This is a genomic window from Aeromonas sp. Lyrl_2, assembly GCF_051948815.1.
In the GTDB taxonomy this organism is placed as follows: domain Bacteria; phylum Pseudomonadota; class Gammaproteobacteria; order Enterobacterales; family Aeromonadaceae; genus Aeromonas; species Aeromonas veronii.
The window spans coordinates 22,102-45,013 of sequence record NZ_JAYJLJ010000014.1 but is presented as its reverse complement, the minus strand read 5'-3'; the positions used below and the strand labels follow the sequence as shown (position 1 = coordinate 45,013).

General features: G+C 55.2%; 20 protein-coding genes, 1 tRNA gene and 2 pseudogenes. 10 read left to right on the top strand and 13 right to left on the bottom strand.

Going from position 1 to position 22,912, the window contains the following annotated elements; translation table 11 throughout:
* Window positions 1–186: 186 nt before the first annotated feature.
* Window positions 187–1,365: an ABC transporter substrate-binding protein gene (locus tag VF684_RS13550; RefSeq protein ID WP_139738029.1), complete on the top strand. Its 1,179-nt coding sequence runs from the start codon at window positions 187–189 to the stop codon at window positions 1,363–1,365.
* Between the two features lie 304 nt (window positions 1,366–1,669).
* Here VF684_RS13550 and VF684_RS13545 read toward each other — a convergent pair whose 3' ends face one another.
* From VF684_RS13545 to VF684_RS13510, 8 genes and pseudogenes are all read right to left on the bottom strand, one after another.
* Entirely contained in the window at window positions 1,670–1,918 is a 249-nt protein-coding gene (locus VF684_RS13545; protein WP_042045363.1) for a hypothetical protein, read from the bottom strand.
* A gap of 372 nt (window positions 1,919–2,290) precedes the next feature.
* A pseudogene (locus tag VF684_RS13540) lies at window positions 2,291–2,530 on the bottom strand (integrase core domain-containing protein); the annotation flags it as partial.
* 60 nt (window positions 2,531–2,590) lie between these two features.
* Window positions 2,591–3,508 carry an IS5-like element ISAs13 family transposase gene (locus VF684_RS13535; protein ID WP_005345606.1) on the bottom strand — a complete coding sequence of 306 codons (918 nt, stop codon included), beginning with the start codon at window positions 3,506–3,508 and terminating at the stop codon, window positions 2,591–2,593.
* 87 nt (window positions 3,509–3,595) lie between these two features.
* A pseudogene (locus VF684_RS13530) lies at window positions 3,596–4,449 on the bottom strand (IS3-like element ISKpn10 family transposase); the annotation flags it as partial.
* Window positions 4,450–4,587: 138 nt separating this feature from the next.
* Window positions 4,588–4,869, bottom strand: a complete 282-nt coding sequence (locus tag VF684_RS13525) for a hypothetical protein (RefSeq protein ID WP_010674967.1) — start codon at window positions 4,867–4,869, stop codon at window positions 4,588–4,590.
* Between the two features lie 124 nt (window positions 4,870–4,993).
* Entirely contained in the window at window positions 4,994–5,884 is an 891-nt protein-coding gene (locus tag VF684_RS13520; RefSeq protein WP_223916935.1) for an HDOD domain-containing protein, read from the bottom strand.
* Window positions 5,868–7,112, bottom strand: a complete 1,245-nt coding sequence (locus VF684_RS13515) for a tyrosine-type recombinase/integrase (protein ID WP_010674969.1) — start codon at window positions 7,110–7,112, stop codon at window positions 5,868–5,870. The genes VF684_RS13520 and VF684_RS13515 overlap by 17 nt, the downstream gene beginning before the upstream one ends.
* 15 nt (window positions 7,113–7,127) lie before the next feature.
* Window positions 7,128–7,337, bottom strand: a complete 210-nt coding sequence (locus VF684_RS13510) for a hypothetical protein (protein ID WP_021140683.1) — start codon at window positions 7,335–7,337, stop codon at window positions 7,128–7,130.
* A 131-nt stretch (window positions 7,338–7,468) separates the two neighbouring features.
* Here VF684_RS13510 and VF684_RS13505 point away from each other — a divergent pair, with 131 nt between their 5' ends.
* A complete protein-coding gene (locus VF684_RS13505; RefSeq protein WP_010674971.1) occupies window positions 7,469–7,669 on the top strand; it encodes a helix-turn-helix domain-containing protein in 201 nt (66 codons plus the stop codon).
* Between the two features lie 490 nt (window positions 7,670–8,159).
* On the opposite strand, the gene VF684_RS13500 is transcribed toward VF684_RS13505, so the two are convergent.
* The 4 genes from VF684_RS13500 to parS all read right to left on the bottom strand — a co-directional run bounded on the left by VF684_RS13500 (window position 8,160) and on the right by parS (window position 15,186).
* Complete coding sequence (locus VF684_RS13500; protein ID WP_139737079.1) at window positions 8,160–11,468, bottom strand: tyrosine-type recombinase/integrase; 3,309 nt, start codon at window positions 11,466–11,468, stop codon at window positions 8,160–8,162.
* Complete coding sequence (locus tag VF684_RS13495) at window positions 11,453–13,831, bottom strand: site-specific integrase (protein WP_139737078.1); 2,379 nt, start codon at window positions 13,829–13,831, stop codon at window positions 11,453–11,455. Before VF684_RS13495 ends, VF684_RS13500 begins: the two co-directional genes overlap by 16 nt.
* On the bottom strand, window positions 13,824–14,402 hold the full coding sequence (locus VF684_RS13490) for a hypothetical protein (RefSeq protein WP_021140685.1): 579 nt from the start codon (window positions 14,400–14,402) through the stop codon (window positions 13,824–13,826). Before VF684_RS13490 ends, VF684_RS13495 begins: the two co-directional genes overlap by 8 nt.
* 331 nt (window positions 14,403–14,733) lie before the next feature.
* Window positions 14,734–15,186: a type II RES/Xre toxin-antitoxin system antitoxin gene (gene parS, locus VF684_RS13485; protein WP_021140686.1), complete on the bottom strand. Its 453-nt coding sequence runs from the start codon at window positions 15,184–15,186 to the stop codon at window positions 14,734–14,736.
* Window positions 15,187–15,440: 254 nt separating this feature from the next.
* Between parS and VF684_RS13480 the strand changes: the two genes are divergently transcribed.
* Both VF684_RS13480 and VF684_RS13475 read left to right on the top strand, forming a co-directional pair.
* Window positions 15,441–16,748 (top strand): Fic family protein, encoded by a 1,308-nt coding sequence (locus VF684_RS13480; RefSeq protein ID WP_021140687.1) that lies wholly within the window; start codon window positions 15,441–15,443, stop codon window positions 16,746–16,748.
* A 78-nt stretch (window positions 16,749–16,826) separates the two neighbouring features.
* The gene (locus VF684_RS13475; protein WP_010674977.1) at window positions 16,827–17,078 is read left to right on the top strand and encodes a type II toxin-antitoxin system Phd/YefM family antitoxin; all 252 of its coding nucleotides are present in this window, start codon (window positions 16,827–16,829) and stop codon (window positions 17,076–17,078) included.
* A gap of 420 nt (window positions 17,079–17,498) precedes the next feature.
* On the opposite strand, the gene VF684_RS13470 is transcribed toward VF684_RS13475, so the two are convergent.
* Complete coding sequence (locus tag VF684_RS13470) at window positions 17,499–17,747, bottom strand: hypothetical protein (protein ID WP_010674978.1); 249 nt, start codon at window positions 17,745–17,747, stop codon at window positions 17,499–17,501.
* Between the two features lie 505 nt (window positions 17,748–18,252).
* Between VF684_RS13470 and VF684_RS13465 the strand changes: the two genes are divergently transcribed.
* From VF684_RS13465 to VF684_RS13440, 6 genes are all read left to right on the top strand, one after another.
* The gene (locus VF684_RS13465; protein ID WP_005329233.1) at window positions 18,253–18,507 is read left to right on the top strand and encodes a helix-turn-helix domain-containing protein; all 255 of its coding nucleotides are present in this window, start codon (window positions 18,253–18,255) and stop codon (window positions 18,505–18,507) included.
* Window positions 18,507–19,817, top strand: a complete 1,311-nt coding sequence (locus VF684_RS13460; RefSeq protein WP_005329232.1) for a type II toxin-antitoxin system HipA family toxin — start codon at window positions 18,507–18,509, stop codon at window positions 19,815–19,817. Before VF684_RS13465 ends, VF684_RS13460 begins: the two co-directional genes overlap by 1 nt.
* Window positions 19,818–20,183: 366 nt before the next feature.
* Window positions 20,184–20,259: transfer RNA gene (locus VF684_RS13455), tRNA-His, on the top strand.
* A gap of 310 nt (window positions 20,260–20,569) precedes the next feature.
* Entirely contained in the window at window positions 20,570–21,280 is a 711-nt protein-coding gene (rstA, locus tag VF684_RS13450; RefSeq protein WP_257724835.1) for a two-component system response regulator RstA, read from the top strand.
* Between the two features lie 21 nt (window positions 21,281–21,301).
* Window positions 21,302–22,627, top strand: a complete 1,326-nt coding sequence (gene rstB / locus VF684_RS13445) for a two-component system sensor histidine kinase RstB (RefSeq protein WP_047438323.1) — start codon at window positions 21,302–21,304, stop codon at window positions 22,625–22,627.
* A gap of 54 nt (window positions 22,628–22,681) precedes the next feature.
* Window positions 22,682–22,864, top strand: coding sequence for a hypothetical protein (locus VF684_RS13440; RefSeq protein WP_005337116.1), 183 nt, complete (start codon window positions 22,682–22,684; stop codon window positions 22,862–22,864).
* The last annotated feature ends 48 nt before the right edge of the window (window positions 22,865–22,912 follow it).

Sequence of the window (22,912 nt, the reverse complement as noted above, 5' to 3'; positions counted from 1 at the left end):
AGCTGATTTTGGGAAAAAAAGATGCCGATTCAAGGGCGCTTACCCAACACAGCGAAAATCCGTGTGCTAGACTCAATGCATGGCCTTCTTCGGATCACTACCATGTCCAGGCAGTTGATAAGGGCGTTAGCTCTACTGGTTTGCAGTTTCCCCTTTTGCCAGAGTGGGGCGCTGGAGCTGGCCGTGATGCATGGCAACAAACAGAAGCGGGATAATTTTGTGGCCGTGCTACGGGATTTCCACACCGAAACCGGTATCCGGGTACAACTGCGGACCTACACAGACCGCGAGTACAAGGCCCGCTTTCCTCGCTGGCTGGAGGCGGATACCTCACCGGATCTGCTCAACTGGCAAGGCGGGGAGCGCCTGCTGGCCTATGTCCGTCAAGGCGCCTTGAGACCCATGGATGAGCTGTGGCAACAGCAGGACTGGCAAACCAGTTTCGGCAAGGCCATGCAGGCCGCCGTCTCCTGGCAGGGACACACCTACGCCCTGCCCTACAGCTACTACCACTGGGGCCTCTTCTACTCCAAAAGCACCCTGCAACGCGCCGGGCTCACCCCACCGACCACCTGGGCACAACTGCTGCAAAGCTGCCCCCTGTTACGCAACAAGGGGATAGTGCCGCTGGTGTTGGGCACAAAAGAAAGCTGGCCAGCCCTGGCCTGGTTTGACTATCTGAACCTGCGGCTCAACGGCTTGGCCTTTCACCAGCAGGTGACACGAGGAGAAGTAGATTACCGGGATCCGCGCATCCGGCAGGTATTCAGTCATTGGCAGCAACTGATCGCGGCCCGCTGCTTCAATGACAACATGATCCGGCTGGATTGGAACGACAGCATCCCCTACCTCTACTACGGCAAGGGGGCCATGACACTGATGGGCAGTTTTACCATCCCCAAGCAGCGCATTGACGACATCCAGACCCTGCCCTTTCCCACCCTGCGCGCCGATATGCCGCGCTATGAAGATGCCCCGCTGGATCTCTTCGTGCTACCGGCCCGCGCCAATCCGCGCATGATGGAGGTCAAGCTCCTGCTGGCCTATCTGGGCCGCCCCGAGGTGCAGCTCCGGCTCAATCACCAGCTCGGCACCTTCTCCCCCCACCGGCAAAGCCAGCAACAGCTCTCCGCCATTCAAGCGGCCAGCAAGCAGGTGCTGCAGGGCGCCGCCGGTTTTGCCCAATACTTCGATCGGGATGTGCCGCCGGACTTTGACCGGGCCGCCACCCCCATCATGGCCCGATTTGCCAGCCACCCCGATATAGAGCACACCCTCACCCAACTGGAGGCGCTGCGCCAGCAACACTACACCACCAGCCCAGCCCCTCTAACCACACCACCCACCGGCGTCCCCCCGCCTTGATAACCCCAGACGCCGCCCAGCGCCTGCCCAAGCCACAGCGCCAGTGAAACAGCAATAAAATACCTAATAAAATCAATATATTATATCTTATTGATTTTATTAGGTATTTTATATCTATCTGATTTTGTTGATGTTTTTTAATGAGCATCCGAGATCACCAAAGGACAGCCATGCATCCGGCAAAAACCGTTGTAGGCTGGTGCTGAGCCTGCGAAGCCCAGCGTTTACCGCGAGCAAAACACAAAGATGGCGCCAAAGGAGACTCAAGCACTGAGAGTTGGGAATTCGTTGCCTGTCTCTTTCATCACAACAGCTCCCACCGACCACGCTTGCGCGGCCCGACAAAACGTAAGCGACCGGCTTTGACCAGACCAGAGGCGGCCCGCTCTATGGTACTGGTTGCTTTATCAAGCCGAAGTGCCACCTCTTTTAGCGTCAAATCAGGCTCCGTCGACAACAGAGCCAGTACCAGCTCCGGTGTCTTGGGTTTGGGTTCTACCCGCGCTTCTACCCGCGTTTCTACCTGCGCATTTGACCATTCCAGCCTCGTCATCTGTATCTCTAGTGAGATAAGAGATTCGGTAGCACAGATAGGCCCGTTCATGGTGTCGAAACATGAACGGGTTAATAGATTGACATTATTTTCGGCAATCTCGGGGGAACTGAGTGTACGTGAGCCAGGGTTTGCGTTGCGCGTTGAAGCAGGGCAGCAGCGATTATCCCGCCACCGTCCAGTTCATTTCAGGCTTGAGTGAACGCTGATCAACCACACAATGGTATTACCTGATTTAGTGATATACCGTTTTTCTAATTGGTAACGGTCTATCTCGTCATCGATTAACTGTCGTAACAGGTATAAATCCGAGTCCAAATCGTCTGGATGAGTGGTAATCCCCCCATTTTTAGGGGCATTCAAAAGTAGAGGTCATGCGGCCTGTGCCAGACGCTGTTTCGGCGTGTAGCCACCCAGCGCCATATTGGGCCGCTCATGGTTATAAACCCACAGCCAGTTCGTGGCAAACTCCTGTAGTTCATTCAGTGACTCAAACAGGTAATGGCCCAGCCAGTCGTAGCGCACCGTGCGGTTAAACCGTTCGATGTAGGCATTCTGCTGCGGATTTCCTGGCTGGATATAGCCTAGGGTTATCCCCTCCTGTTTCGCCCATCGCGGCGCTGTTTCCCAAATCAACCATCAAGCCACAACTGCCCCAGCCCCAAGTGACCGTTACACTCGGGGCTTTCTGACAGGCAGACCAAGGGTATTCAGTTTGTTTATGGCACTGACATACGCCATGACTTCTCCCACTTGGCCATTGTAGTTACGCAGACTGATTCTCCCCGCCAGCAACTGCTTGAACCGATACATCGCCGTTTCCGCCAGCGAGCGACGGTGATACCCCGATATCTTCTTCCAGTGCGCCAGCCCTTCCTTGCGCATCACCAGCACAGCCTCATTTCTTGGATGTCCTTTTTCCCATAGCCCAGCGTTCTTGCGAGGCGGGATACAGGCTGTCGCCCCTTTGCGCGAGATTAGCTGATGGCTGGCTTTGCTGTCATAGGCGCCATCCGCATAAACACGTCCCAGCTTGCGCCGCAGTGGGTTGAGCAAGGTCGGCAACACCTCGGCATCATGGACATTTTCCAGCGAGACTTCCGCCGCCACGATATCGTGGGTCACCGGGTCTACCGCCAGATGCAACTTGCGCCACACTCGCCGCTTCTCGGCGCCGTGTTTTCTGACCTTCCACTCGCCTTCACCAAATACCTTCAGGCCCGTCGAATCGATAACCAAGTCAGTGATGCGCCCCTTAGAGGGCTGTCGATAAGCCACCGCCACCGTGCGTGCTCGCTTGCTGACACAGCTGTAATCGGGGGCACAAAGCGGTACGTTCATCAACTCGAACAGGGAGTCGAGTAGTCCCTGGGTGGCCCGCAGAGTGAGGTTGAAAATCCCCTTGAGCATCAGGAAGGTGCAGATGGTCTGGTCAGTGTATAGTTGGCTGCGGCCCCGCCGCCCATGATGGCCGTGGTGAAACCAGTTGTTCATGGCCTCGGCATCAACCCAGAAGGTGAGTGAACCACGGTTAATCAAAGATTTGTTGTATGTAGGCCAGTTGGTGATGGGGTGAAGCGACGTGCTCATGATGCAGACTTGAAGGAGATGGTGGTGATCAGATCACCAAGTCCTCAGTTAGTTCCATTCAAGCTGCATCGATTTGGGCAACAACGCCGCCCATCGCTTGAGCTCTTCGCTGATGTATTCCGGGCCATTGTCACATCGGATAATGGCGGGCTTACCTCGCCACGTGATCACCTGCTCCAGCGCCCGTTTGACTCGTGAGGCGGGTAAGGAGAAATCCACCTCGATGCACAGCGCTTCACGATTGAAGTCATCGATCACATTAAACAGCCGCACCGAGCGGCCATCGCTGAGCTGGTCATGCATAAAGTCCATCGACCAGCACTGATTAGGCTGGTCGGGAACCGCCAACGGCTCTGGCTTAGCCCGAACCAACCGTTTCCTGGGTTTTATCCGCAGATTGAGCTCCAGCGCCCGATAGATCCGGTATACCCGTTTGTGATTCCAGCCAAAGCCTTGGACGTTGCGCAGGTACAAAAAGCATAACCCGAAGCCCCAGTTGCGCTGGCTGGCCGTGATACGTAGCAGCCAATCGGCAATTTCCTGGTTTTCATCGACCAGCACGGACTGATAGCGATAGCAGCTTTCACTGACCTTGAAGATCCGGCAAGCCAGACGGATGGATATGGCGTAGTGAGTCACGGCTTTGGTCGCCATCTCCCGGCGGGCAGATGGCGTTACCACTTTTTTGCCATGGCCTCGGTGATGATCTCTGCCTTGAGGCGCTCCTCGGCGTACATCTTCTTGAGGCGGCGGTTTTCGTCCTCCAGCTCCTTGAGTCGAGCCATGAGGGAGGCATCCATCCCCCCGAATTTGGAACGCCACTTGTAGAAGGTGGTCGTGCTGATGCCATGCTCGCGGCAGAGCTCCGGGACGGGAGCTCCAGCCTCAGCTTGTTTGAGGATGGCGATGATCTGGGTATCGCTAAAGCGTGATGTTTTCATGTAGAACCTCCTGCGTTCAAGATACGAGAAAATTCTACTTATGAGCACCCCAGTTTTTCGGGGGGATTACCGTAGCGGGCTGGTGCTTTGTAGTGGCCCAGCTCACGACGCCACTACGAGCACCTGACTGTTTATCCGTCATTCCACCCGACCAAAACGATCAGGGTCGGCTGGCACATAATCGTCCTCAAACATATTCTGCGAGCGATGGCTTTGACGCAAAGACGCGAGCGTCTCAAAGAAACAATCTTCACAGAGATGCACTTCGTATCTCTCGCCATCGTGCCGTACCGAGCCATACCCCCAGTGGGCTGACAATGTGCCGTATTCCTGTGCCATTGTCTTTGTCGTGCTGTCACCACACACATCACAGATAACATCTACGACCTGCTCCGTCGGAACTATCGCTTTTACCAACATATTGCCTCCCGCATTATCTCAACACGCAACCTGTTTACCCCCGGCAAGAGCCCCATCGGACGTTGTGGGTGATGCCATCTTGCCAGCTCTTCTTTAAAACCGGTTTAAGCCCACGACCACGCCATCAATCCAGCCGCTTGTAAATCCGCGTATCGCTGGTCGATTTCCGAAACCAGTAAAAATCGGGCAATCCTGCAAACACCCTGCGCCAGTTGAATACTTCGGCCGATAATCGATCCGCCATCTTGACGATAGTCTCCGGCATATACTGGATAAGCGGCTTGCCAATCGATGCGGACAAGCAGGCCGACAGGGCTTCAAATGCCCGGGGATCCTGGCTCATCAGACTTTGCAGGTGTGGCTCCAACTTCATGAAGTTCAGGGCTTCATGCTGGGAGCAGATCCCCTCTCCGGCTTCCACGTTGTAGTAGAGGTAGAGTTTGCCCACATCGTGCAGCAATCCCCCTAGGAAGGCGACGTCGGCGGTGCGTCCATCAAGCCGGTATTGACGACACAACATCCTGGCTGTCATCGCCACTTCTACACTGTGCTCCAGCAAGCCACCCACATGGTCATGATGATGGTGATGGCTCGCCCTGCCTCGATAAAACCCGGTGATAAAACGCCGGTCACGTAGGATCCCGAGGGAAAAGCGCCGTAACCCGCCGGGCGGTAACATGGCATAGAAGCGCCACAGTGCCTGGATCATCTGGCCATGCGACTCATTGAGGGCCAAACCAAGGTGAAACTCCCACAGTTGACGCCCCTCGTCCCCTGTGATGCCTTCCAGAGCGCGACAACTGCGCAATGTGACAGACTGCTGCTCCATCCCCAGCATTGCCAGTACCAGCTGCCCCGACGGCGCAATAGTTGCCATGCATTTATCTGAGACCGAGACTCGATGGACGGCCTTTGGCGATAACAATTCCCAACACTCATACTCGCCCTCGCTATCCGCCAGTCTGGTTGCCCACATCAGTTCGCCGCAATCCGCATATTCAGTGACGTGTACCATGACCCGCCTCCCCATCGTGTGAATCCCACCTTTCCGCCAGCGCCTTCGAGGCAAGCCGCTGCTGCTCGAATCCCGCCAACATCTGCTCAAAGGCATGCCCATCCCGACCCGACAGATCAGGCACGTAACGGGAATAGACCCGGAATAACATCTGAGTGCTGTTATGGCCCAGTTGCTTTGCTATCCACTCAGGGCTCTCACCTGCCGCGAGCCAGAGCGTGGCGGCGGTATGCCTTGTCTGATAGGGCTTGCGCTTCTCCAGCTTTAACAACGACAGCAATGGGTACCACACCCGATTGGCCACATTGCGATCCTCGAACGGGCTGCCGTGCTTCGTGCAGAAAACAAACCCATCTGGTGAGACCTTGCCATCGTAGCGGTCGCGTTGAGTGAGAAATGCCTGATAAACCTGCTCACTCATCTGCACCGCGCGATAGGAGCCATCGGTTTTCGTCGGGATCAGTTCATTGCGGACCCATGCCTGATACACCAGGATCTGCCGGCGCTCGAAATCGATGTGGCGCCAGGTTAAACCGTGGATCTCGCTCGAACGTAGCCCGGTAAAAAACCGGATGGTGTAATAAGGGCGAAAGTCAGCCCTCACCACTGCCAGCAGTCGACCAATCTCTTCAAGACTGAAGGGCATGATGTTGCTACGGGGGATCTTGAGTGCTCGGATATTGCGCCAGGGCGAGTCAAAACCGAACCGATCTGCCGCATCTGCCAACATCATGCGAAGCGGCGTCATGATGTGGTTGACCCGTGAGGCTGAGATCGGCTTGCCACCTCTCCCGGGCAAACGAGCGATCATTGTCCTGAATGCCAAGATCGCAGACTTATCGATCACGCTCAGCGGCTGATTGCCAAAGTGCGGCAGCAGATGGCAATCAAGAATGTCGCGGATGGTCTCCTGCTGGGAGGTTCGCCACTCGGCCGATTTTTCCTGGTACCACTGCTCAGCAAAATCAGACAACAGAGGGCACCCAGCCCGCAACACGGCTTCCCGCTCGGCCAGTTTGGTGAAGTAGCCACAACGCGGGCTGTTTGGGAAGGTTTTGCAAAAATCAAACTGCCCGAGGGTGATTTGTGCCTCCAACCGTTCACAATACTGCTTCAGTTTGTGGCGATTTTGGCTTGTATCGGGTAACCCAGTGCGCTCACGACAGCGCTTCCCCTTGAAGCAAAAATCGAGGTAAAGCAATTGGTTAAGGCTATATACTGTTGCCATAAGAATCCACCTCCCCTAGCCCTGAAACGACTCGAACATTGCGCTGTGCTTGAGCATTTCCTCTTCGATAGGCTCCCAGAGAAACAACAACTTACGACCGCCAAACGGGCGAATATAGTGCAGCCCTTCGAGCAGGACAGAGTCTTTCAGCTGATTGCGGATAGTACGTGGATCGAACTTGATGCGAGCAGAGAGCTCTTCTGTTGTCAGGTAGGTGTATGCCATAATCATTCTCCAAACGCTGATTTATCTAACTTGGAGATTAAATTGATCTCCTGCAGAACAATCTAGACACAAGAAAACACAATTGCAAGCCATTTTAATCTTCAGGAGATTATTTTGGTTACGGAGAGAGCATGATTAAGTGTCATTTATCCAAGATCATGGGTGAGAAACGGCTAAAAATTGCCGATGTTGCCAGAGAGACAGGACTCAACAGAGGCACAATTACGCGCATGTACAACGAAACTGCGACTAGAATAGAACTTGATGCTATTGAAACATTATGCCGTTATCTCAATGTAAAGATTGAAGATCTGTATGAGTTCGTTGATTAACGATAGCTATCTTTACCAACTGAGAGCTAGGACGCAGACAAAGCGTCAAGTCCTCAACCCGCTTTCGTCGAACACACTTGGCAGTGCAAAAGTGAAGAGCCACGAGCTACCTCAAACGAAACGCATTATGAGGGCAAGAAATGAGCCGAAGTCGACGAAAGACCCCCATGTTTGGCTACACAACAGCGACGTCTGAAGCTGAAGACAAGCGGATTTGGCACAAACGCTGGCGCGCTCAGTTGCGTGGCCAGCTATCACACGACGCAACGACGGATGACTTTTTGCCAATACTCCAATGCGCCGTTTCGAGCCCTTGGAACATGGATAAGGATGGGAAAAGCTGGTTCAGCCCTCGACAGCAGCGCCGGCAAGCAGAGCAATTCCTGCCCCTTCAGGGCCTATCCACATCAGATGCGCAGCGCGCAGTGGTCAGGCAGCTGGCAAAATGGCGAAGCAAATAGATTTTATTCTATTTCAGCATGTTGCACGTTCAATCTGTAAGCTCACGCGCGGTTTGACGTGCAAAGTCGGCTTTCTTCTTGTTACCTAGCGATACCAGCTCTTGGATGCTCATTACTTTCAGCGCCACGACATAGGCGACTGTCCGTAGCAACGGAGTGCTGTAGCGCGCCATTGGTTTTACCGTGTCAGCATTTTGCTGCCGCTCAGTAGAACGCTGACAGATACCCGCCTCGTCAGGATGAATTATTCGCAGTAGTGCCCGGTTAGCCCCACTTTTTTCAATGAATTCACTCTTCACGCGATAGCGTGAGATGACCTCCCGCCATGGGGCTTTTTCACTCCGTTTGGCGCCACATCGTACCTCGATCGCAATCCGTGTCGCTGGCAGCAGTAATACCGTCACACTCAGGAAGGCTTGCAACATCTGTGGATCCGTGAAGGGGATCCCAGTGTTGCGAGTATTGCTTCGGACTAGCAGATAGCCAATCCATTCGATGAAAGCCGCTCGTTGCTCGCGATAGACCTGGCGAGCCAGTTTAACCACTTTACGGAGTTCGATTTGCTCCTTATGACTGCGCAAGGCTCCAGGAAGCAAATTCAGATGATGTGACGTTGAGTAGAGCAATCGCTGTGCTCCCCGCTGAGTCTTAAATGCTTTAAGTAAATGAATTTTTTCAACTAACTCATCGACCATAGCGGGTGTGAGTTGATAACGATTGAGTTGATCGGTGATATCTTCATGTCGTGCGAACCGTGCGATCAGCTCCAGAGCGGCATCAAAATCCAGCTTGTGTTTAACCAAGGGAGGGTAAGGTGCACACTCCATCAGGACCCAGGAGACCTGTTGAAGATAAGGCGAAAGCGACTGGAGCAGGGCCTCCCGGCAGCGCTGCCATGTCAAGGGCCCCTCCAACCAGTCGTTCTGTGTGAGCTTTGCACGAGACAGCCCGGTGAAGTGGTGTCGCAGTGACAAAGACCAGTCGTACTTAGCCTGCAACAGACACGCTGCATTGACCCAGTGGGTAAAATGCAAATATGAGTGCAACGTCGTCTCCGGGCTCTGATGGCCAGCAAACTGGGCCAGCGCCCAATAATCCCCCTGAGTGGATGAGTGTGTGATGGTCTGGTAGATAGAGGTACACTGTGCGGCCGACCAAGGCAGGAAATGTGCCCACCCTGGCAAACTGTGCAGTGCCAGAGCTTCGTGATGTAACAGCAGTTGCAGGCGGCTCAATGCCGTATGCCGCAGATGATGGAATGTATAGTATTTCCCACCAACCTGCCGAAGGATACTGGTTAACGGCCCCCTGATCTCTTCATCCGACATCGGTATCAACCAACCGCTCTGTGAGGGAAACGCCAGCGCGTTCGCGTTTTTCGCCTTTCGCGGCCATAACCCAGACAAGTACGCATCCAATCGAGTACGCTCTTCCGGGGTCAGCAAGACCCCCAGGGGGATCTTGCGGGTGGCACTGTCACTCTTGCCATCATCAAGCCGGGTATCGCGGATATATAGCCAGCACTCTGGACTGCGTTCGATATCTTTTAACCTGAGCTTTTGGATCTCGCTCAAGCGCAGTCCAGCACGATAAGCCACGATGTATAACGCGCTCAGACACTCTCGGTAACTCGATGAGGTGTGCGTCATCCGCTCCATTCCACGCAGCAACTGTCGAAAGAGAGGTTCACTGAGATAGGTGGCACGCACATGGGGCCTCTGGCGCTCGCGCGGGACCAGCTCCTCCGGCAATGGGGCCAAGTGGTAACTCGCCACCGCATAGCTGTGCAGGCTGGTCAAGCGTGCAGCCATGTAGCTGACAGCATTCTTTTGGCTAACGGGCGCCTCGGAAGAGGAACTTTCCGGCTCTGCGGAGGAGGATCTTTCCAGGTCCGTCCGTTCAACCGCACCAGAGAGCGCCGGGTCGACGACCAGATTTGAAGTCCCCCCATACTCTTCCAGCAATGCTCGATAACAGCTCAGAAAACGATCGCCATCCCATAAGCCGAGATCATGATCAAAGCACCGAACAAGCCATTGCTGACCACCGCGACTAAGGTAACTGCGCAGCGTCGAAGGCTTGTTTTTGTTCTTTGCGATGCATTGATGTAGCCACCCAACCAGGATCTGCTCTGACTTGCTGAGGGTCTGCTCATTGCGCAACCGGTTCAGTCCTGCGAGGCAGCTTGCCTTCGTCTGCTTGCGAGTCGCGCTCTCCTTTTCCGCCAACACCGTTCGCAACCGAGCCAGTAAGGATGAATAAGGGTGGTCTTCGCCATGGTAGCGCCAACGCTTGGAACTGCCTGCCGTCAGGTTATCGACTAATCCGGTACTCGCCTCCTGCGCCAAACACACCACTTGGTGACCATCCGCAACCGTCGGATGATGCAGTGAAAGCCAGTTTTCATGAGGCAGCGGTACACTGTGTAACGCCCCAGATGCCACATGAGTCAGGATCTGTGGCCAGCGGACCCCGGCTTGCCCACCGGTTACCAGACTCGCCCCTTGGCAAAACTCTTTGATCCCGCGCAGGGGTGCAGTCAGATGTCTCTGGGCCCATAAGCTGAATGTGTCGAGCTCAACGGCAAGCTCAAACGTTTTGCCGCGCCGACGATACCAGCGCTGTACCAACCCCAGAGTCGGCAGGCTTAGGAAAATCTGGAGCTCGGTAACCCCCTTCCCTGCTCTATCGTGCGCATTGGTGGCCAACGCCTTGCTCTCTAACGTCAAAGGCAACCAAACAACTGAGCCATTCGTGCATAATCTTCGCCGCTCAGCGATGGCCAGAATCAGTGCGTGCAAAATCGCCGTCTGGTGTACACCGCAGTAAAACACCGCGCTATGAAGAATGTCGGCCAGTAAATCTTCAGCTTCGATCAGGCTAGTGTCGCGGGCCTCGATCTGTCTATGCCAGTTCAGCAGCGCTTGACTACAGCGCTGCGCTTTGTCAAACCACTTTTCAGTGTAAGGTAGCGGGCGCCGAAGCACCGTCAGGGGGATTGTCGGCAACGGCAACTGCCAATACCCGCTGGTATTGCCCTGCTGCAGGCAAAGCAGGATGGCTCGCAGCCCAGCCTTGAATTCAGACTGTCGCCTATACTTGCCCGTCAACGTGCTCATCGCCAATGGCCACAGATACTCAAACCCTCGGACATCGGCTGGCTCCTTGAATAGGCCGGGCAAATGTTGCAACAGCGCATCCAGTGCTCGACGCTCTATTTGCACCTGAGCACGTTTGAGACGATCCCGACGCATAGCCCGACCAGACCGAAGAACGTTCGCTGCACGCTCATCTTCCTTTCGAAGCTGTTCACGCCAATCGATCAGTGGATTGTCCATTCGCCCATCACCTTCAACCCGAGGGTTTGATGCCATTTGTCCAGCACGTCCGTCAGGGTAAATAGATCGCTCAACGCCGCACTACTGTACTGGTTTGTGAACTCTGTCCCCATCTCCTCATGACCAAGCAGCGCATCGATAAACTCGGTGGCCACGCCTTGCTCCAGCAGGTGGCTGCGCACCGAATGGCGATGCCAGTTTGGCGCCAGGGGCAACAGATTTTCGAACTGCCTCATCATCGAATTTGGGGTGACGATTTCTGTGCCTTCCAGGCTGCCATCTTTGGCCTCGACCGCCCAGAACAGGAGCGCTCCAGCTCCACTCAATGCTTGCTCCGCCGCCGACACTAACGGCGCCAGCAGCGGCTCACGCTGACATGCCAAATATGTCAAATAGCGCTCCCAGGCTTGCAGTTGCTGCACTGCCAACGCTGACAATGGCACCAACCTGGCCGAGCTCACAGATCGTCCCTCTTTGTCTGTCAGCCGGATAAAGCGACTGATGAGGCAGTAATCACCACGCCTGCCGTACATCTCCGTCACGGGCCTGGCGGCAGTAGAAAGATGGAGGATCAACAAACTGTGGCGCACGAGGAGGTTATGATATTGCGTCAGCGTTGGATGCTGCTGCCGTGACCCACTGAGTCGTGCACAGAGGTACTGCTGATAATTTCCTAGGAGTCGAGCAAGCTCGCCAACGCTAGGATAGAGGCGTGATCCGACAGCTCCTTGTTCTAATTCCGGTGCCAGCACCACCGCGGTCATCCCCATGGAGGCCAAATAACGGCGCCAGATCTGCAACACGTCTTTACGTGGCACATGACTGTAGGCCATAGGGGAACATTGCTGAGCCGCCTTGCCACGCAGGATACCGGCAATGGCGCTATCAATCCCCTCTCTTTGCAACCAAGCACGCTGGTAGTTTTGCAGCTGTCGCATGGTCAAGGCCGTGCCAGCTCGCTCATTTGCTCGCGCTAAACAATCCACCTGCGCGCTACTACTCAATGTCCTCCAACCGTGTCCAACCAATAAATGAGTGGCCCATTTTGGCAAAGGTAGCTGCAAGAATAAGTCGCTCTTTGGCAAAAAAGAGTGCAATTTCCTATGCACTCGGCTGTGGGCAACCTCTACATAGCGTTGTAGATACGCCCCATGAGGAAGCCGCCAAATACCACTGGCATTCTTTGAGGGTCCGTCGTCATCGGCAAATCGAGAGCCAGGAGCAGGCAATTTAATCTCAGTACTCGGCCAGACCGGCAGCTTGTGCAAGTCCTCGCTACTCGTGCCCATCACCAGTTGCAGCAGGATCGACAGCGCCGGCAACGCCGTTTCATCGACCGCCTGAGGCATCAAGGCATCGACGAGGCGTGTGATCTGTGACGCTGTGGCAATCCAAAGGTTGGCCGGCAACTGCAGATGACGCATCGACATGGAGAGCGCTACCGAGGCGCTTTGCAAAACCCTCGCCTGAATATCCATCAACCCCTGTGGCTGAGAGGACACCAGCAGCATCTGCTGCTCAGGGAGGGTTCCTCGCTCCTCTTCACCCTCCCACTCGGTCAGTTTGACTTTGCCGCGCTGCAGCAGAACCTCCCGTAGCAACAGGATTTGGGTCTGCTCGTCGAGCTGCTCTTGATAACGCGCCTCCAGTTGGAACCGCTGGCGTTCGCCGGTTGACCGGGTACCCGTTTTGATCTCTTTGGCTCGCGCCTTATAGAGTCGGCTCAGTAGGGCCTCCAAGGCCCCTGTATTGACGCTCACCTGCTTGTTATTGGCATATTGCTCTCTCTGGATCTTGATGGCTTGCAATAGCGTCAGTATCGGCTGCGTAAAATCGACCTCAGACAGGGCCTTAATCATCACCTCACGTTGATTGTTCGCCATCAGCCTGACGTTGCGCAGCGCCTCTTCGACCGTTTGGTCCCGCTCGGCAATACCCTGAGAAAAATTGATATGTGATAACGCCAAGACGGCCAGGATCGTCACGGACTTGAGCTGAGCAAATAGCTCACCGTTGAGGCTATGGCCACTACGCAATTCCGCCAAGATGGCGTCAACGAGATAGAATTGGCTGAGTCTCCGATCTTTACTCAACCGCTCACGCATTTGCATGGCAGAGAGTGGCGATGGGGGCAGCATCTCTTTGGATGAGACAGAATCGATCCACTGCAGCTCGGCGGCCAACAACGCGGTCAGTGTTGGATCCAATCCCAGGATCCCCTGACAGCAGGCTTGCAACGATTCAAGGATTTGCCGGTGCCACTCGGCCAACGCCTCCGGAAACACCAGCTGTCGGGTAAGGGAACGGGCGGGTTCAGCGTCAAGACCCTCCACTGCCTGCTCCTGCGAAAGGTCATCACTCATCGGCTAACCTCTGCAAGAAGAAGTTAGGTTCGGGCACCGATACCATCCCGTTCTTTTTGTCTTTTTGCCGGGACTTGCTCAGCGCCTCCTGAGCATGCGCCAGCTGTTCCCGGGACAACCCGCACACCTTGGCCCAATAGTCTTGAGACAACCGCTTCTTCTGAAACCAGTTAAGACGCTGCTCGTCTGTCAGAACGCGATTGAAAATTCGTCGGCTGCATTCGATGAGACGGGGCTCCCCTAACAGCGTCATCAACCTCAGCCACTCCCCGGCCAGATGCTGCTCGACCTCACCATCATTCAGCCCGCAGGGGATCAATCGTTGCCCAGGCGGCGGTTTGATTGGCGACGGCCAAGACAATACTGGCAACAATGGCCCTACGATCATAAGCGCACTGCCCACATCATCGCCTGACGACAAGGGACGATAGAGAATAATGGCTGACTCCCAGAGCGTATGGAATTGATCGGCAATCGGCAGCCCAGTCTTGAAGCCCAACTCCAACCACGCCTCACGAAACGCGACTAACGCCGGATGGATCTGATAGTTCCCTGACTCCTTCGTCCTCATGTAAACCCCGTGTATCACCCGTTACTAACACATTACATAAAAATGTATTTTGTTTTCAAACAGTTCCTTAGCGATAAACCGATTCAGCCACACACCGAACCTCTGAACCTGCGCATGGCAGGCCTACCGCAGGCAGGTACTGTGAATGAAGTCAGGAATGGAGATGCAATTCACCAAGTGGGTAATCGTCGAGGGAGCGGGATCATTTAGCCGATATGCAAGGGGGAATGTGACTGACTCGGGTGACGTCAATTGAACAATACTTGGCTTTCTCCTGCACATGCTGGACACCGCTGTCGAGCGGTAACGCCTTCAGCGAGATAGGTCGCCATCAAACGACGACGCCATGCTCAATCTGACCGATGAGATCGATAACTGCCTGAGCTCCGACTGCGGTCGTCAGGAAAGTAGCAGGAGGGTTTCCTCCCAGCGCCCGGGCAGGTTTGTTCAACCACTCAAGCGCCTTCCCCCTGTCCCCCTCGAACAGCGACTCCGCAGCCTCCATCACACTAACGAATGAATAGATACGGGCACTCTGAGCGCGGGACAGCAGGGCCGCCGCAGTGCGCTTGCGTGTCACCGTCGAGCGGTCAATGCCAACCAGCTGACAGACTATCTTGACGTCGCAGCCCAGCAACGCAGCCAGTTCATTGACGATGGAGGGAGCCATTCCAGCCACAATGAGATGATGCGCCCCCACAAGCTCCTGGGGCAAGGCCAGCGAGGCCATCAGCCCCTTCGGTTGGCGGATCTGGCGAACAGAACGATAAGCAGCGTAGGACATGGCGAGGCGGCTCCCTGTATCATTGCGCCTTTAAACTAGCCCATCTAAACCATACCATCAACGATGCAGGACTCTTTCAAACCCCAAACGTTAACCTATGAAGCCACCGCAAAACTGCGCCAAACTTGCCACTAAAACTGGCGCAGTTTAGTTAACTGCGCCAAAATGGCGCCATATATATGAAAAACGCGCCAACAAACACGATGTCAGCGACCACAGACCTACTAGAGACTATCAGGGGATCCGAAAGCGGATTGACGCTGGCTGAACTGCTGGGCCGCCACCCGAGCATTGCCAGACGCACCGCACAGCGCCTGATAGCCAAGCTGATTGAAAGCGGCCACATCACAGCCCAAGGCGAAGGACGGGCTCGCCGCTATCATGCTGACTCCGAGAGCCATACCGAGCCCCGGATAGCCAAGGTGGACAGTTTCCCCGCGTTCATCCCACTCTCTGCCGACAGCCTGGATATCCTTGCCTATATCGACCAGCCCCTCCCAGCCCGCAAGCCCGTGGGCTATCAGCATGATTTCTTGCAGGCATATCATCCCAACGAAACCTGTTACCTGTCCGAATCACTGCGCCGTCAGTTGCACAACATGGGCAAGACCACAGACATCGATGAGCCTGCCGGCACATACAGTCGAGCGATCCTGAACCGTTTGTTGATCGACTTATCATGGGCATCGAGCCACCTGGAAGGTAATACCTATAGCAGGCTAGACACCCGTGAACTTATCGAGCACGGCAAGGCCGCGCGGGGTAAGGGAGCCATCGAAACGCAGATGATCCTGAACCATAAAACCGCGATCGAGTTACTGGTCGAAAACATCGACAGTGCCGAATTTAACCGCTACACCCTGATGAACTTGCACAGCGCCCTGGCGGAAAACTTGCTACCCAACCCTGCCGATGAGGGGCGCATTCGCCAACATGCTGTCGACATCAGTAAAAGTATCTATCGCCCGTTATCCACGGCACAACAAATCGAAGAGGTGCTGGACGAGGTGCTGAGCAAAGCCAATCAGATCCACGATCCGTTTGAACAATCGTTTTTCATGATGGTGCACTTGCCCTACCTACAACCTTTTGCCGACATCAATAAACGCACTTCCCGCCTGGCCGCGAATCTCCCCCTGTTTCGTGGCAACCTCTGCCCGCTCACCTTCCTCGATGTACCAGAACAGGCCTACAGCCGCGCCACCCTCGGTGTGTACGAAATGGCCCGCATCGAACTGCTACGCGACCTGTACGTGTGGGCTTATGAACGTTCAACCCAAGAATATCTTGCCATCAAGCGGGATCTCGCCGAACCTGACCCACTTCGCCTAGCATGGCGGGATCTTATCAAACAGACTGTCCGTGGGGTCGTCACGTCGATCCAACTTGATCCACTCAGCACCATTGAACAAGCGGTGTCAGAGAACGTCCCGCAGCAAGAGCGATCGGCCGTACAGGCACTGATTGTTGAAGAGTTGCGAAGGCTGCATGAAGGTGTTCTGGCACGCTATGGTTTACGGCCCTCGGAGTTTATCGCGTGGAAAGCGCAACATGGGCGCTGATTGATACTGTGACAATCGTCGAGTTGAGTATCTATTAAGGTATTCCATAGTGCGGTGCTCTATGCCGAGGACATCATCATGAGTTACCAAAGCCTGGCAGCCACCACTGCCAATATCACAGAGCTCAGACGCAATCCAATGGGGACCATCAAAGAGGGAAAAGGCGATGCCGTCGCCATCCTCTATCGTAACGAGCCAGCATTCTATTGTGTGCCGCCTGAGCTCTACGCCTACTATCTGGAACTGGCCGAAGATGCCGAGCTGAACCGTATTGTCGATGAGCGAGTCAAACGGTCGGAGTTCGTCAGCGTCAACCTGGAGGACCTATGATTTAGAATCCCATCCTTGCCATCACTACCCTCAGCTCTTGCAAGTCAACGTTGATCAAGCGCGGGCTGGAGATCAACGCTACGATGCCCCTTATTGTCATCGCAGCATTAATCGCGTCATGGCCCTCCTCCCCTCATTGTGTGAGCGAACTGGCAGCGCCTGCTGATCTGGGCCCCGGTGTAGTAATAAAGGGGAATTCACTTGGGCGCTTCCGATGGAGACGAACCACTGAAAAGCAAAGGCCGTCAGGCGGCATTCCTGTCTGACTCATCCATCCGGGGTTTTCAGCGTCCAATTTTGACCACCCTGGAGTGTGTGCAACCATCCGATTTTTGGATCGAAGATCCATCAGCAGCTTGTTGTCGTGCTCGGACTTCATGCGGTAGGCTGCGCCCGGCGGCAAGACGTTAGCCTAGTGGTTCATGTCGATGATGACGCAGGGATGGCCGCCACCCGCCGGTTAAACTCGGCAAACTCTTCAGCATTATCTTCCCAACGCTCAATGCTGGCCGCCAGCAGGTCTAACAGCTGGACGTTGTTATCGTAGTCATCCACCAGCTCATCTATCAGTGCCAGCGCACTTTCGTAGTCATGCTGGTTGTCGATATGGGTGAAGTAGGGCAGCTCGGCCAAGGCCTCTCGGAGCTGTACCAGAATGGGTTTCAACATGTCAGAGTTACCTTGTTGGTTGCGCCCCCCCGTTTTCGATAACACTGGGGACCTGTCCAGTTTAGATCTTCAATGGAGGTGGCTGCTTGGTATGACACCATCACTGCATTTGCAAATTTTCCCGAGAAACCTCGGCTAGATTGGCAAAATTTCGTGCTCATCAATTCAAGAAGGTATTTAAAGAAGCGAACGCGGGTGCGAACTTGTGAGCTCCCGTGAAGCGATCGCAACAATCATGGACTCACTCACTGACAGAGACGATCAACCGACGCACCATCGCCGCCTTGGCTTTTGTTGCGCCAACCCCAGTGCACTCCTGCTGAAACTCGTTACACCTTGTTTTAATGGCCCCTTGAATCGAAAGTGCGACACCCATACCTGAGGATCAAGGTTAAATACCGCCTTTAGCGTGTGAAAAACATTTACCGCCTAAAGCAGGTAAATATTGATATACCTGCCACAGCGTGTAAATTAAAAGAAATTACGCTACCAGGTAAGTCAAATCATGAAAGTAACCAGCGCCAAGCAACTTAGTGCCTGTCTCAAGGATGCCAGGCTTTCGCAAAAGCTCTCCCAAGGCAAAGTGGCCGGCAAGGTGGGGATCAGGCAGGACACGGTGTCCAGCTTCGAGCTCAATCCCGAGTCAACCAAGCTGGAGACCTTGTTCAAGATCCTCGCCGCACTGGAACTCTCCCTCGATATCAGGCCCCGCACCGATCCTGCGGAAAACGCCACGCCTGGCTGGAAGGAGGAGTGGTAATGGCCAGCCTGACGGTCTACATGAACGGATACCGGGTAGGTACCTTTACCAAGGCGACCAATGGTGCTCACCAATTTCAGTACGATGAATCGTGGGTGAAGTTGCCAGGCAGCCGCCCCATCTCGCTCTCCATGCCATTACGCCAGCAGCGCTACCAGGGCGATGAGGCCTATAACTTCTTCGATAATCTGCTGCCAGATAACCCGGAAGTAAGAAACCGGGTGGTGGCGCGCTATCAAGCCGATTCCACCCAACCCTTTGATCTGCTCAGTTGTATTGGCCAGGACAGCGTGGGGGCATTGCAACTGGTGGCTCAGGGCAGACCTGTGCCAGACGTTAAGCGCATTGAGTGCAAGCCGCTCTCTGACGCCGAACTGGAGCAGATCATGACCAGCTACCAGCAAGGGATCCCGCTTGGTATGGTGAGGGAAGAGGACGATTTTCGGATATCCATCGCCGGGGCTCAGGAAAAGACCGCGTTACTCTACCTCGACAACCGTTGGTGCTTACCGCATGCAGCGACCCCAACCACCCACATTATCAAGCTGCCCATTGGCAAGATCGAAAGCCACTCCTACTCGATAGACCTCTCCCAGAGCGTAGAAAACGAATATCTCTGCACCCTGATCGCCAAAGCATTGGGTCTTCCGGTTCCCCATTGCTTCATCATGCAGGTCGGCAAGGTCAAGGCTCTGGCGGTGGAACGCTTCGATCGGCGCTACGCCACGGATCGCAGTTGGATCATGCGCCTGCCCCAAGAGGACTTCTGCCAGGTGTTGAATGTACCGTCAGCACGCAAGTACGAGAGCCATGGTGGACCGGGCATTGCTGACATCATGACGACCCTGCTGGGATCGGCCACGCCGGAGCAGGATCGGTACCTGTTTATGAAGTCTCAGGTGTTGTTCTGGCTGCTGGCTGCCACTGATGGCCATGCCAAGAATTTCTCGGTGTTTATCGAACCTGAAGGGCGTTTCCGGCTTACACCGTTTTACGACATCCTTTCCATGTATCCTGCATTTGGTGGTAAAGGATTACATCCCCGTGATGCCAAGTTGGCCATGGGGCTTACTGCAACCAAGGGCAAAAAATACGCGATAGAGCAGATATTTCCTCGCCATTTTTATCAAACGGCCAAGGCGATTGGTTTTGAACAAGTGCAGATGGAAAAAATCATCAGCGAACTGACGGATAATCTGGATGAGGTAATATCAATCGTTCGTCAGCAATTGCCTGATACATTTCCCACTGAGATTGCAGATTCAATTTTGGGTGGACTCAGTTCGAAAGCGCAACGCTTAAAACGATAATTGACCAATGTGACAAATGCCTCTTGCATCGCCCCAAATGAGCCTCTATCGAGGCTCATTTTTTTTGCGTACGAGCGAGTGAATGATCCATTTTAGATCAAAAAAACAACTAAAAATGCAGAAACCTGAAGTGCTAATTTTGGCAACATAAAATTTCCTCAGCTAACCTAGACAGACTTAACGGCAATAAGACATTGATTTTAAAGTATTATATTTATTTGATGTTTGACGTATTCTGATGACATTTTAACTCTATTAACAGGTACGGCCTTCTAAGCCGTGGGTCGCAGGTTCGAATCCTGCAGGGCGCGCCATTGATACTGTCCTTTTCTTCTGGATTGGCGAGTGTTGATGAAGATTTTAGTGGTGGCTGTAGCTCAGTTGGTAGAGTCCCGGATTGTGATTCCGGTTGTCGTGGGTTCGAGCCCCATCAGCCACCCCATTATTCTGTCGATAATCGCCGCAAGGTGATGTCCATCGACTTGGTGCAGTGACTTCTGGTCTGCTCCACGAAAAACCGGCCTTGGCCGGTTTTTTTGTTTTGCGCTCCACAGCGCCTTGCCTTGTCTGAAAGGTCATCCTCCAGCTCGATAAACGCGGCTCCGCCCATTTGTCACGATGGCTTCTCCCCATCGATGACACAGCCACGCTCCCCCGCACATCAGCCTGCCCGGTTCTTTTTCTGTATTTCCCAAGCGCCATTGATATGCTGATCGCTCTTCTTCTCTCCTGCTTTCCGTTGGAGCTTTTCTATGCAACGCATTCTTTTTGTCGAAGATGATCCCGAGATTGGCCAGCTCATCAGCAGTTGGCTCGGTCGCCACGATATGGACGTGACCCTCGAGCCCAGAGGGGACATGGCGCTGGCCCGGGTCGAGGCCGAACAGCCCGATCTGGTGCTGCTCGATATCATGCTGCCAGGGCAAGATGGCATGTCCCTCTGTCGGGATCTGCGGCCGCGCTTCGACGGCCCCATCGTGATGCTCACCTCGCTTGATAGCGACATGAACCAGATCCTGAGTCTGGAGCTGGGTGCCAACGACTACATCCTTAAAACCACCCCGCCCCCCGTGCTGCTGGCCCGACTTCGGGTGCAGTTTCGTCAGCACCAGCAAACATCAACCCAACCGGCCGCCACCAGCAGTGCTCCCCAGCAGCTGCAATTTGGTCGGCTGCGGGTGGATGGTCCGGGGCGAGATGTGCGCCTCGATGGCGAGAGCATTGCCCTCTCGACCGCCGACTTTGATCTGCTGTGGGAACTCGCTTGTCACGCGGGCCAAATCTTGAGTCGGGAAGCCCTCTTTCGCAGCTTGCGCGGCCGAGAGTACGACGGTCAGGATCGCAGCATGGATGTGGCCATCTCCCGCCTGCGCCGAAAACTGGGTGATAACCCCGACAACCCGACCCGGATCAAGACAGTGCGTCAGAAAGGCTACCTCTTCGTCCCCCACGCCTGGGAATAACCCTCTTTCGGGAGCACCGCCATGCGCCGTCTCTTTATCCAGTTCTATCTGTTGCTGATAGGCTGCTTCACCCTCGCCATCCTGCTGGTGGGTGTGGTCTATCAGGTGACCGCCGAACGGGCGGGTGATCGCTATCTCGAACGCATGATGCAGGGATCCCTTGGCCTGTTGACCGGCGAGTTGGCAAGAACCCCGCCCGAGCGCTGGCCCGCTCGGCTGGCCGAGCAGAGCAGTCAGTTTACCCTCCCCCTCAAGATCGGCGAGCTGGTGCGCCAGCCGCTGGCCAGCGAGGATCAGGCCTTTCTGGCCGCTGGCAATATTGTCATCGTCGAGGAGGATGACACCTTCCTGCAGCGCATCCCCGATACCGACCGGGTGCTGATTGTCGGCCCTGTACCCTACCTCTCCTACCTGCACGAGCTGCACTGGGTCGATGTGGGGCTGCTGCTGGTGATCGGCCTCTCTCTCGGCCTGCCCATCCTTCTGTGGCTACGTCCCCACTGGCGCGGCTTGCAGCAGTTGGAGCAAACCGCACGTCGCGTAGGCGATGGGGATCTCTCCTGCCGAACCAATCTGCCACCGGGCAGCAGTCTGGCCCGGGTGGGACGCACCTTCGATCAAATGGCGACCCAATTGCAGGCCATGATTGCCAGCCGCAAGCAACTGACCGATGCCATCGCCCACGAGTTGCGCACCCCGCTGGTCCGGTTGCGCTATCGGCTTGCCATGCTCGATCCTGCCCCTGCCGAGCAGGAGCAGCAGGCGCTGGAGCGAGATCTGGGAGCGCTGGACGCCCTGATCGAAGAGATGCTCACCTACGCCAGGCTGGATAGACCCGAGTTGCCGTTGCAACGGGACGAGCTTGAACTCAGCCACTGGGCACAAGCGCATCTCGGCGACTGGCAAGCGCTGGCACCCGAGAAGAGGCTCACCCTCGATCTGCCGCCACGCCACATGCCCTGGTGCGGCGATCAGCGTCTGCTGACCCGCGCGGTGGAGAACCTCATCGGCAATGCTCTGCGCTACGCCGAGAGCGAGGTTACCCTCTCCATCTCGCGGCTGCAGGAGAACTATCTGCTGGAGGTGAGCGACGATGGACCGGGGATCGATCCGGCGCTGGCGCCCCAGATCTTCGAACCGTTCGTGCGCCTTGATCAAAGCCGGGATCGCCGCACCGGCGGCACCGGACTGGGGCTGGCCATCGTGCGCAGCATTGCCCGTCATCACGGGGGGGATGTGGCGTTGCTGGCCAGTGACCACGGCGCCCGCTTCTGCCTCACCCTGCCTGTACATTTGGATACAAACCGTCACCAACCGCTCACTGAAGGGCCGCCGCAACCGTCATAGGATGACTGTCATGGAGAACGCTCCATAACATCAACCCGAATAAGGAAATTGAACATGAAAAAGATCATTCCCCTGACCCTGGCAGCCGTCTTCGCCCTCACTTCCGGTTTCACCATGGCGGCCACACCGACCAAGACAGCCACACCGCAGGCGACCCAGACCAAGGTGGTGAAAAAACACCATAAAGCCACCCACGCCAAGACCCCTGCCGTCAAAGTCGCGCCGAAAACCAAGTGATCCAACCGGTCACTGGATAACACAAAGGGAGGCTGACGCCTCCCTTTC

Coding starts and splice junctions, on each gene's coding strand:
- VF684_RS13550 (WP_139738029.1), top strand. CDS start 187: ATGCATGGCAACAAACAGAAGCGGGATAATTTTGTGGCCGTGCTACGG.
- VF684_RS13545 (WP_042045363.1), bottom strand. CDS start 1,918: ATGACGAGGCTGGAATGGTCAAATGCGCAGGTAGAAACGCGGGTAGAA.
- VF684_RS13535 (WP_005345606.1), bottom strand. CDS start 3,508: ATGAGCACGTCGCTTCACCCCATCACCAACTGGCCTACATACAACAAA.
- VF684_RS13525 (WP_010674967.1), bottom strand. CDS start 4,869: ATGTTGGTAAAAGCGATAGTTCCGACGGAGCAGGTCGTAGATGTTATC.
- VF684_RS13520 (WP_223916935.1), bottom strand. CDS start 5,884: ATGGTACACGTCACTGAATATGCGGATTGCGGCGAACTGATGTGGGCA.
- VF684_RS13515 (WP_010674969.1), bottom strand. CDS start 7,112: ATGGCAACAGTATATAGCCTTAACCAATTGCTTTACCTCGATTTTTGC.
- VF684_RS13510 (WP_021140683.1), bottom strand. CDS start 7,337: ATGGCATACACCTACCTGACAACAGAAGAGCTCTCTGCTCGCATCAAG.
- VF684_RS13505 (WP_010674971.1), top strand. CDS start 7,469: ATGATTAAGTGTCATTTATCCAAGATCATGGGTGAGAAACGGCTAAAA.
- VF684_RS13500 (WP_139737079.1), bottom strand. CDS start 11,468: ATGGACAATCCACTGATCGATTGGCGTGAACAGCTTCGAAAGGAAGAT.
- VF684_RS13495 (WP_139737078.1), bottom strand. CDS start 13,831: ATGAGTGATGACCTTTCGCAGGAGCAGGCAGTGGAGGGTCTTGACGCT.
- VF684_RS13490 (WP_021140685.1), bottom strand. CDS start 14,402: ATGAGGACGAAGGAGTCAGGGAACTATCAGATCCATCCGGCGTTAGTC.
- parS (WP_021140686.1), bottom strand. CDS start 15,186: ATGTCCTACGCTGCTTATCGTTCTGTTCGCCAGATCCGCCAACCGAAG.
- VF684_RS13475 (WP_010674977.1), top strand. CDS start 16,827: ATGAGTTACCAAAGCCTGGCAGCCACCACTGCCAATATCACAGAGCTC.
- VF684_RS13470 (WP_010674978.1), bottom strand. CDS start 17,747: ATGTTGAAACCCATTCTGGTACAGCTCCGAGAGGCCTTGGCCGAGCTG.
- VF684_RS13465 (WP_005329233.1), top strand. CDS start 18,253: ATGAAAGTAACCAGCGCCAAGCAACTTAGTGCCTGTCTCAAGGATGCC.
- VF684_RS13460 (WP_005329232.1), top strand. CDS start 18,507: ATGGCCAGCCTGACGGTCTACATGAACGGATACCGGGTAGGTACCTTT.
- rstA (WP_257724835.1), top strand. CDS start 20,570: ATGCAACGCATTCTTTTTGTCGAAGATGATCCCGAGATTGGCCAGCTC.
- rstB (WP_047438323.1), top strand. CDS start 21,302: ATGCGCCGTCTCTTTATCCAGTTCTATCTGTTGCTGATAGGCTGCTTC.
- VF684_RS13440 (WP_005337116.1), top strand. CDS start 22,682: ATGAAAAAGATCATTCCCCTGACCCTGGCAGCCGTCTTCGCCCTCACT.